This window comes from Roseateles sp. P5_E1, assembly GCF_054049335.1.
Window position 1 is genome coordinate 1 of sequence record NZ_JBFUMN010000099.1, and the last position, 9,252, is coordinate 9,252.

The window sequence follows — 9,252 nt, forward strand, 5'->3', positions numbered from 1 at the left end:
CAGGCGCAACGCGCGATCGGCAAACACGCCGGGCTCGGGCAGGTGCAGAAAGCTCAGTTGCTCGCCGGCGCGAACGGCGATCTCTTCCGGGCTGAGGATCTTCTGGGAGCTACCGACGGTCATTGGTCATTTCGCGATGCCATAGCGCGTGATTCTGGCGCGCCCAGCCCTCGGTCACCGTGCCGCGCGTCATGGCGCGCAGCGAGCCCCTGACCCAGATGGCCGCGTAGACGTGCACGATGACGGTCAGGATCAGCACCGTGGCCGACAGCGCATGCAGCACGACGGCGATGCGCCGCGCCAGGATGGGGAAGCTGTCGGCGAACCAGGGCTGCCAGAAGATGAAGCCGGTCAGCACCAGCACGAGCAGGCTGGCAGCCATGAGCCAGAACACCACCTTCTGCCCCCCGTTGTAGCGGCCCACGGGCGGCATGTGGCTCTTGTCGCCGCGCAGCATGTCGCCGCTGTGCCTCATCCATTCCCTGTCCAGGTCCGTCATGCGGTTGTGACGCCACAGCTTCATGAACATGACGACGAAGCACAGCGCCACACCCAAGCCCATGAAGGGGTGCAGGATGCGCGCCCAGGTGCCACCGCCGAAAAACGCGGTCAGGAAGTAGAAGGCCGGGTGGAAGAAGGCCAGGCCCGAGAGGCCGGCACCGAGGAAGAACAGCACGATCAACCAGTGGTTGGTGCGGTCGCCAGCGCTGTAGCGCTGCAGAAGGCGGGTTGCCATGGTGCGCTCCTGTCAGGCGGTGGGGTGGTCGGCATCGTCACGGGCGACGTTGCGGTCCGCTTCGGGGTCGTCCGGGTCCTCGATGGGACCCACGCGCGTGTAGTGGAAGAAGCCGGCGATGACGGCGCCGATCATGGCAGCCACCGCCAGCGGCTTGGCCGCGCCCTTCCACAGCCATACCAGCGGGCTGATCTTCGGGTCCTTGGGCAGGCCGCTGTAGAGCTCGGGCTGGTCGGCATGCTGCAGCACATAGACGACGTGGGTGCCGCCCACGCCCGGCGGGTCGTACACGCCCGCGTTCGCGTAGCCGCGCTCCTTCAGGTCGACGACGCGTTCGGCGCCGTAGTCCAGCATGTCCTCCTTGGTGCCRAAGCGGATGGCGCCGGTCGGGCAGGCCTTGGCGCAGGCCGGCTCCAGGCCGACGCCGACGCGGTCGGAACACAGGCTGCACTTGTAGGCCTTGCTGTCGACCTTGCTGATGCGCGGCACGTCGAAGGGGCAGCCCGTCACACAGTTGCCGCAGCCGATGCAGTGCTCGGAGATGAAGTCGACGATGCCGTTGGTGTACTTGACGATGGCGCCGGGCGCCGGGCAGCTCTTCAGGCAGCCCGGGTCCTCGCAGTGCATGCAGCCGTCCTTGCGGATCAGCCATTCCAGCTTGTCTTTCTCGACCTCCACTTCCGAGAAGCGCATGACCGTCCAGCTTTGCGGCGTCAGGTCGCGTGGGTTGTCGTAGGTGCCGTGGTTGTCGCCGACGTCGTCACGCAGGTCGTTCCACTGCATGCAGGCCACCTGGCAGGCCTTGCAGCCGATGCAGGAGGACACGTCGATGAGCTTGGCAACTTCAGCGACATGGTGCCGGGCCTGGGTGGACGGCGTCGTGGTGGCCGAGCGCTTGGCGATGTCCAGGGATTGGAGTGAAGACATGACGTGTTCCCTCAGGCTTTCTCAAGGTTCACGGTGAAGCTCTTGAACTCCGGCGTCTGCGTGTTCGCGTCGCCCACGAAGGGGGTCAGCGTGTTGACCAGATAACCGGGCTTGGCCACGCCGACAAAGCCCCAGTGGTTGGGCAGGCCCACGGTGTGGATGCGCTTGCCGTCCACGTCCAGCGAAGGGATACGCTTGGTGACAACGGCCACGGCCTTGATGAAGCCGCGGTTGCTCGTCACCTTGACCCAGTCGCCGTTGGCGACGCCCTTCTCCTTGGCCAGCTCCTCGCCGATCTCGACGAACTGCTGTGGCTGCAGCACGGCCGACGTCAGCACGTTCTTGGTCCAGTAGTGGAAGTGCTCGGTGAGCCGGTAGCTGGTGGCCACGTAAGGGAAGTCCTTGGGCGTGCCGAAGGCCTCCATGTCGCCCTTGAAGACGCGCGCGGCCGGGTTGGACTTGGCCTTGGCGTTGCCCGGATGCATGGGGTTGTTGGCCAGCGGCGTCTCGAAGGGCTCGTAGTGCTCGGGCAGCGGGCCGTCGACCAGGCCGGTCGGTGCAAACAGCCGCGCCACGCCCTCGGCGGTCATGATGAAAGGCCGCACCGCGTCGGCATCGGTCGGGTTGGCGTCGGGCCGGATGTCGGGCACGTCGGAGCCGCCCCAGCGTTCGCCGTTCCAGGCCATCAGCCGGCGCTTAGGGTTCCAGGGCTTGCCGGTCGGGTCGCAGGAGGCGGCGTTGTAGAGCACGCGCCGGTTGGCCGGCCAGGCCCAGGCCCAGGCCAGCGTCTGGCCGATGCCATAGGGGTCGGCGTTGTCGCGCCGGGCCATCTGGTTGCCGGCCTGCGTCCAGGCACCGGCATAGATCCAGCAACCGCTGGAGGTGCTGCCGTCGTCGCGCAGCAGGCCAAAGCCGCTGAGCTGCTCGCCTGCCTTGGCCAGCACCTTGGTCGCGTCCTTGGGGTCGGTCACGTCGGCCAGGGCCTTGCCGTTGTATTCCTTGGCCAGCTCCTCGGCCGAGGGGTTGGTGGGCTGCAGATAGGGCCAGCTCAGATTGACGATGGGGTCAGGGAAGGCGCCGCCCTCCTTCACATAAGCTGCCTTCATGCGCATGAACAGCTGCGCAATGATTTCGGGATCGCCCTTGGCTTCACCGGGGGGCTCGGCGCCCTTCCAGTGCCATTGCAGCCAGCGGCCGGAGTTGGTGAGGGACCCATCCTCCTCCGCGAAGCAGGTGCTGGGGAAGCGGAACACCGTCGTCTGGATGTCCTCGCTCTTCACGTCGTGGTGCTCGCCATGGTTCTTCCAGAACTCGGCGGTCTCGGTGTTGAGCGGGTCGATGACGACGAGGAACTTCAGCTTGGACAGGCCGCCGATGATCTTCTTCTTGTTGGGGAAGCTGCCGACCGGGTTGAAGCCCTGGCAGATGTAGCCGTTGAGCTTGCCCTGGCCCATCAGCTCGAAGGTCTGCAGCACGTCGTAGCCCTTGTCCCACTTGGGCAGGTAGTGGAAGGCCCAGTCGTTCTCGGCCGTGGCGGCCTTGCCCCACCAGGCCTTTTGCTGGCTGACGAAGAACTTGGGATAGTTCTGCCAGAAGCTCATCTGGCCGGGGCGCAGGGGCTTCAGTGCGCGGGTCTTGTAGTAGGTCTCCAGGTCCTGCTCGCTGTCGCGGGCCAGGCTCATATAGCCCGTCAGCGACGTGGACAGCAGGCCCAGGTCGGTCAGCCCCTGGATGTTGGAGTGGCCGCGCAGCGCATTCATGCCGCCGCCGGGCAGGCCGATGTTGCCCAGCAGCAGCTGCATGATGGCGCCGGTGCGGATCATCTGCGAGCCCTGGCTGTGCTGTGTCCAGCCCAGGGCGTACATGATGGTCATGACCTTGTTGGGCCTGGAGGTCTCCGCGATCATTTCGCAGACCTTGAGGAACTTGTCCTTGGGCGTGCCGGTGATCTTGCTGACCTGCTCGGGTGAGTAGCGCGAGTAATGCGCCTTCATGATGTTGAGCACGCAGCGCGGGTGCTCCAGCGTCGTGTCGACCTTGGCGAAGCCCTTGTCGTCGAGCTCGTAGCCCCAGCTCTTGTTGTCGTAGCGGCGCTTGGCTTCGTCGTAGCCGCTGAAGATGCCGGCCTCGAACCTGTAGTCCTCACCGACGATGAAGCTGGCGTTGGTGTAGGCCTTGACGTACTCGGTCTGGATCTTGTTGTTGGTCAGCAGGTAGTTGATGACCCCGCCCAGGAAGGCGATGTCAGAGCCCGCGCGGATGGGCGCGTAGTAGTCGCTCATGGCGGCCGAGCGCGTGAAGCGCGGGTCCACGACGATGAGCTTGGCCTTGTTGTGGTGCTTGGCCTCGATGACCCACTTGAAACCACACGGGTGGGCCTCGGCGGCATTGCCGCCCATGATCAGTACCAGGTCTGCGTTCTTGATGTCCACCCAGTGGTTGGTCATCGCGCCGCGGCCAAACGTCGGGGCCAGACTGGCCACCGTCGGGCCGTGTCAAACACGTGCCTGGTTGTCGAATGCGAGCATCCCCATCGAGCGCATCGCCTTGTGGGTGATGTAGCCCGCTTCGTTGGAGGATGCGGAGGCGCAGAGCATGCCGGTGGTCAGCCAGCGGTTCACCGTCTTGCCGTCGGCGTTCTGGGCGACGAAGTTCGCGTCGCGGTCGGCCTTCATCAGCTTGACAAGGCGGTCCATGGCCTCATCCCAGCCAACGCGCTTCCATTCCTTGCTGCCCGGTTCGCGGATCTCGGGGTGCTTGAGCCGGTTGGGGCTGTGCACGAAGTCCAGCAGGCCGGCGCCCTTGGGGCACAGCGTGCCACGGTTGACCGGGTGGTCGGSGTCGCCCTCGATGTGGATGATGGACGACGTGACGTTCTTCGCCTTGTCGCCCAACGAGTACATGATGACGCCGCAGCCCACCGAGCAGTAGGGGCAGGTGTTGCGGGTCTCGGTTGYCCGGGCAAGCTTGAAGTTGCGCGCCTCGGCCAGGGCGGCCGTTGGCGAGAACCCCAGGGCCACCAGGCTGGACGCTGCCAGCCCCGCGCCGCTCACCCGGAAGAAAGCCCTCCGGTTCATGTCCATTCGGCTGTCTCCTGCGGGCAGGGCCCGCTCTTGTGCAGGAACGAATCACGCCAGCAGCCATCGTTGGCCACCGCACTGTGATTTCTTCACAAAGGAGGGCCCTTGTCCAGGCAGGGCAACCCTGGGGGACTGGATCAGTCGGGTATCAGGTCGACTTGGAAATCGAGATGCTCGGGAACTTGGCCGAGTAGTCCTTGCCTTGGGCGGCGATCTTGGCCGCGACCTTGCGGGCCAGTGCTTTGTAAAGACCGGCCACCTCGCCGTCCGGCTCGGCGGCGACGGTGGGCGTGCCGGAGTCGGCCTGGGCGCGGATGCTCATGGCCAGCGGCAGCGAGGCCAGCAGCTCGGTGCCGTACTGGGCCGCCATCTTCTGGCCGCCGTCGGCGCCGAAGATATGTTCGGCATGGCCGCAGTTGGAGCAGATATGCACGGCCATGTTCTCGACGATGCCGAGGATGGGGATGCCCACCTTCTCGAACATCTTCAGCCCCTTCTTGGCATCGATCAGCGCGATGTCCTGCGGCGTGGTGACGATGACGGCGCCGGTGACGGGCACGCGCTGCGACAGGGTCAGCTGGATGTCGCCGGTGCCCGGCGGCAGGTCGATGACGAGATAGTCCAGCTCCTGCCAGCGGGTCTGGCGCAGCAGCTGCTCCAGGGCCTGGGTGGCCATCGGGCCGCGCCAGATCATGGCCTGGTCGTCCTCGACGAGAAAGCCGATGGAGTTGACCTGCAGCCCGTGCGCGATGTGGGGCTCCATGTTCTGGCCGTCCAGGGACTCCGGCCGGCCGCTGGCGCCCAGCATCAGCGGCTGGCTGGGGCCGTAGACGTCGGCATCCAGTACACCCACGCGGGCGCCTTCGGCATGCAGGGCCAGGGCCAGGTTGGCGGCCGTCGTGCTCTTGCCCACGCCGCCCTTGCCGGAGGCGACGGCGATGATGTTCTTCACGCCCGGCAGCAGCTGCACGCCGCGCTGCACGGCATGGGCGACCACCTGGGTGGTGATGGCGACGCTGACATTGCCGACGCCCGCCAGTCCCTTGGCCGCGGCGATGACAGCCGCGCGCAGGGCCGCGTGCTGGCTGGCAGCCGGGTAACCCAGTTCGATGTCGACGCTGACATCCGAGCCCTCGACCTTGATCGACCTGACCGCCTTGGCTTCACCCAGCGGGCGGCCGCTGCCGGGGTCCACCACGGCTTGCAGCAGGGGTTGCAGCTGGACATCGGAGATCGCGGTCATGGCAGGGAACAGTTCACGGCAAACGGGGCGAACAGTCTAGCCCGCAAGCGGTCTGCATCCAGTAGGCGGGCTTTGTGCGTAGAGTGAGGCGGCCCCGCATTGCCGCCGGAGATTTCATGCGCCGACCTGTTGTCTTGCTTGCCGCCGCCCTGCTGGGAACCTCGGCCCTTGCCCAGTCCGGCAAGCTGCTGTTGACCGGCGGCGTGTCCAGCATCGACGGCGCCGCCGGCGGTGGGCTGACGCCCTGGGCCGTGACCGGCAGCTATGCCACGGCCGGCGAAGTCGGCGCCACCGCCTTCGTCACCCGCGCCAAGACCGGCAACTACGGCCTGCTGACCTATGGCGCGGCCATCGCCTTCCACGACCGCATCGAGGTCTCGCTGGCCAGGCAGGACTTCGACACCGAGAGCAACCTCGCTCCCCTCGGCCTGGACGGCCTGCACCTGAAGCAGGACATCCTCGGCGTGAAGCTACGCGTCATTGGCGACGCCGTGCTGGACAGCGACACGCTGATGCCGCAGATCGCCGTCGGCCTGGAGCACAAGAAGACCCACGCCGGCAACCTCGGCCCGACGCTGTTCGGGCCACTCGGCGCCAGGGATTCGGGCACGGACTTCTACGCCAGCGCCACCAAGCTCTTCCTGGCCGACGGCGTGCTCGTCAACCTGACGCTGCGTGCCACCAAGGCCAACCAGAATGGGCTGCTGGGCTTCGGCGGTGCCCAGGGCAAGGGCTACCGGCTGCAACCCGAGTTCTCGCTCGCCAAGCTGCTGGCCAAGAACCTGGCCATCGGCTTCGAGTTTCGCGCCAAGCCGGACAACCTGAACCAGTCGGTACTGGGCGCGGGCGCGCTGAAGGAAGACGACTGGAAGGACATCTTCATCGCCTGGGCGCCGAGCAAGCATGTCTCGCTGACCGCCGCCTGGGTGGACCTCGGCCGCATCGTGCCGGCTGTGCAGCCCAAGCGCCAGACCGGCGGCTATCTGTCCGCGCAGTTCGCGCTCTGACCCGGAGTTCCCGATGGCCCGTGCCGTTGTTGCCTGCCTGCTGCTCACCGGCGCTGGCGCGTTCGCGCAGACGCCACCCGCCAACGACAGCGTCTACCAGGCCTGGGGCGGCAAGGCAGGCATCCGCGCCGTCATGGACGAATTCGTGCCGCGCCTGTTGACCGACCCACGCACGGCGCCCTTCTTCAAGAACACCAACCGCGAAAACCTGGCGACCCAGTTGACCGATCAGCTCTGCCAGGAGGCCGGCGGCCCCTGCGTCTACAAGGGCGTGCCGATGAAGCTGGTGCACCAGGACCTGGACATCGCCCGGCGCGACTTCAATGCGCTGGTGGAGATCCTGCAGCAGGCCATGGATGCCAAGGGCATTCCCTTCAGCGCGCAGAACGGCATGCTGGCAAGGCTGGCGCCGATGCACCGCGAAATCGTCACCACGGTGACTGAAACGCAGCAACGTCGGTAAAGAATTCTTTCGTTAACCGCGGCGCCACAAGGCGGCCGGGCCCGCGCGGCACACTGCCAGCCATGCAACTCACCCGTGTATCCGCGGCCGCCCTGCTGGCGGCCTGCGGCAGCTTGCCTGCCCTTGCGCAGTTCCCCGCCGCACCCGATGCGGCGGCCTCCGCGCCGGCTCGCCCGGCACCCAAGCCCGCCGACGCCAAGTCCGAGCAGCTCAAGCGCGTCGAAGTCACGGGCACCGCCACTGACGAATCCATCCGCAAGGCCTCCACGGCCAGCAAGATCGTCATCACGCGCGAAGAGATCGAGAAGTTCGGCGACTCGACGCTGGGCGAGATGATCAAGCGCCTGCCCGGCGTGACCACCGGCGGCCGCCCGGGCCGCGGCGGCGACATCCGCATGCGCGGCATGGGCGGCGGCTACACGCAGATCCTCGTCAACGGCGAGCGCATGCCGCCCGGCTTCTCGCTGGACCAGCTGCCGCCCGAGCAGGTCGAGCGTATCGAGGTGCTGCGCGCGCCCACGGCCGAGTACGGCACGCGTGCCGTGGCCGGCACCATCAACATCGTGCTGCGCGAGGCGTTGAAGAAGAAGCTCAACGAGTTCCGCGCCGGCTTCGCGACCGAGCGCGGCCAGATCAGCCCCGGCATCAGCTGGACGCGCAACGACAACTTCGGCGAGGGCCATGCCTACAACCTGACCGTCAACGCGATGCGCGGTGAGCGTATCGACGACATCATCAATGACACGCTGACCCATACCGTCGCGAGCAACAGTGACAGCCTGCTGACCTCGCGCGGCCGCACCGAAGACCAGCGCAGCGCGCTGAACCTGACCGGCCGCGTGCAGTTCAAGCTCAACGCGACGGACAGCCTGGCCATCCAGCCTTTCATCGTGTCGACCAAGTCCAGCAGCAACACCCAGCTGCTGCAGACGACGACGCCCCAGCCCAATCCCCTGCCCCCCGGCTTCTTCGACCAGGCCGACACCGACGGCGACAACCGCTTCACGATGGCGCGGCTGAACGCGCAGTGGCAGAGCAAGCTGAGCAGCGACACCCGGGTCGAGGCCCGCGGCGGCATCGGCCGCGCCCGTGGCGAGAGCCACAGCGTGCGCCAGGAGCGCCTGGCCGGTGCGGCCACGCGGCTGCAGGACGACAACAACACCAGCCGCGACAGCAACTGGAGTGCGCTGGCCAAGATCTCGCACAACCTGGGCGGCGACCATGCTCTTGTCAGCGGCATCGAGGGCGAAGGGACAACACGGCACACCAACCGCGTGACCCTGGTCAACGGCGCGCCCCAGCCGGGGCTGGACGACTTTGGCGACGACCTGGATGCGTCCTCGGTGCGCGTGGCGGCCTATGCCCAGGACGAGTGGAACGTTGGCAAGCAATGGGACTTCTACGCCGGCCTGCGCTGGGAGGGCATCACCACCAAGTCCAGCGCCGCAACCTACGACGCGCGCAACAAGTCCAGCGTCTTCACGCCGCTGGCGCATGCCCGCTACAAGCTCGACGACAAGGGCCGCGACATGATCCGCGCCAGCCTGACGCGCAGCTACCGCAGCCCGCAGCTGCAAGACCTGATCGCGCGGCCGACCATCAACAGCCAGGTGCCTCACCAGGCCAACACGCCCGACCGCGCCGGCAACCCCGACCTCAAGCCCGAGCTGGCGACCGGCTTCGAGATTGGCTACGAGCATTACCTGACCAAGGGCGGCCTGCTGAGTGCCAACTTCTTCGCGCGCCGCATCACGAACCTGATGCGCACCGTGACAGCGCTGGAGACGGTGCCCTGG

The 9,252-nt window shown here is 66.8% G+C and carries 7 protein-coding genes; 3 read left to right on the forward strand and 4 right to left on the reverse strand.

Annotated elements, in window-relative coordinates; all coding sequences use genetic code 11:
- Positions 1-109: 109 nt before the first annotated feature.
- From ACXJKJ_RS29600 to apbC, 4 genes are all read right to left on the reverse strand, one after another.
- Positions 110-736 (reverse strand): formate dehydrogenase subunit gamma, encoded by a 627-nt coding sequence (locus ACXJKJ_RS29600; protein ID WP_457394811.1) that lies wholly within the window; start codon positions 734-736, stop codon positions 110-112.
- A 12-nt stretch (positions 737-748) separates the two neighbouring features.
- On the reverse strand, positions 749-1,663 hold the full coding sequence (gene fdxH, locus ACXJKJ_RS29605; RefSeq protein WP_056195071.1) for a formate dehydrogenase subunit beta: 915 nt from the start codon (positions 1,661-1,663) through the stop codon (positions 749-751).
- Between the two features lie 11 nt (positions 1,664-1,674).
- The gene (gene fdnG, locus ACXJKJ_RS29610) at positions 1,675-4,746 is read right to left on the reverse strand and encodes a formate dehydrogenase-N subunit alpha (protein ID WP_457394814.1); all 3,072 of its coding nucleotides are present in this window, start codon (positions 4,744-4,746) and stop codon (positions 1,675-1,677) included.
- Between the two features lie 145 nt (positions 4,747-4,891).
- On the reverse strand, positions 4,892-5,986 hold the full coding sequence (gene apbC, locus ACXJKJ_RS29615; protein ID WP_457394817.1) for an iron-sulfur cluster carrier protein ApbC: 1,095 nt from the start codon (positions 5,984-5,986) through the stop codon (positions 4,892-4,894).
- Positions 5,987-6,102: 116 nt separating this feature from the next.
- Here apbC and ACXJKJ_RS29620 point away from each other — a divergent pair, with 116 nt between their 5' ends.
- The 3 genes from ACXJKJ_RS29620 to ACXJKJ_RS29630 all read left to right on the forward strand — a co-directional run.
- Positions 6,103-6,993, forward strand: coding sequence for a DUF3034 family protein (locus ACXJKJ_RS29620; protein WP_457394820.1), 891 nt, complete (start codon positions 6,103-6,105; stop codon positions 6,991-6,993).
- Between the two features lie 13 nt (positions 6,994-7,006).
- Entirely contained in the window at positions 7,007-7,456 is a 450-nt protein-coding gene (locus tag ACXJKJ_RS29625) for a group I truncated hemoglobin (protein WP_457394823.1), read from the forward strand.
- A 62-nt stretch (positions 7,457-7,518) separates the two neighbouring features.
- Positions 7,519-9,252, forward strand: a 1,734-nt coding sequence (locus ACXJKJ_RS29630; protein WP_457394826.1) for a TonB-dependent receptor plug domain-containing protein, incomplete at its 3' end; no start/stop codon positions are given.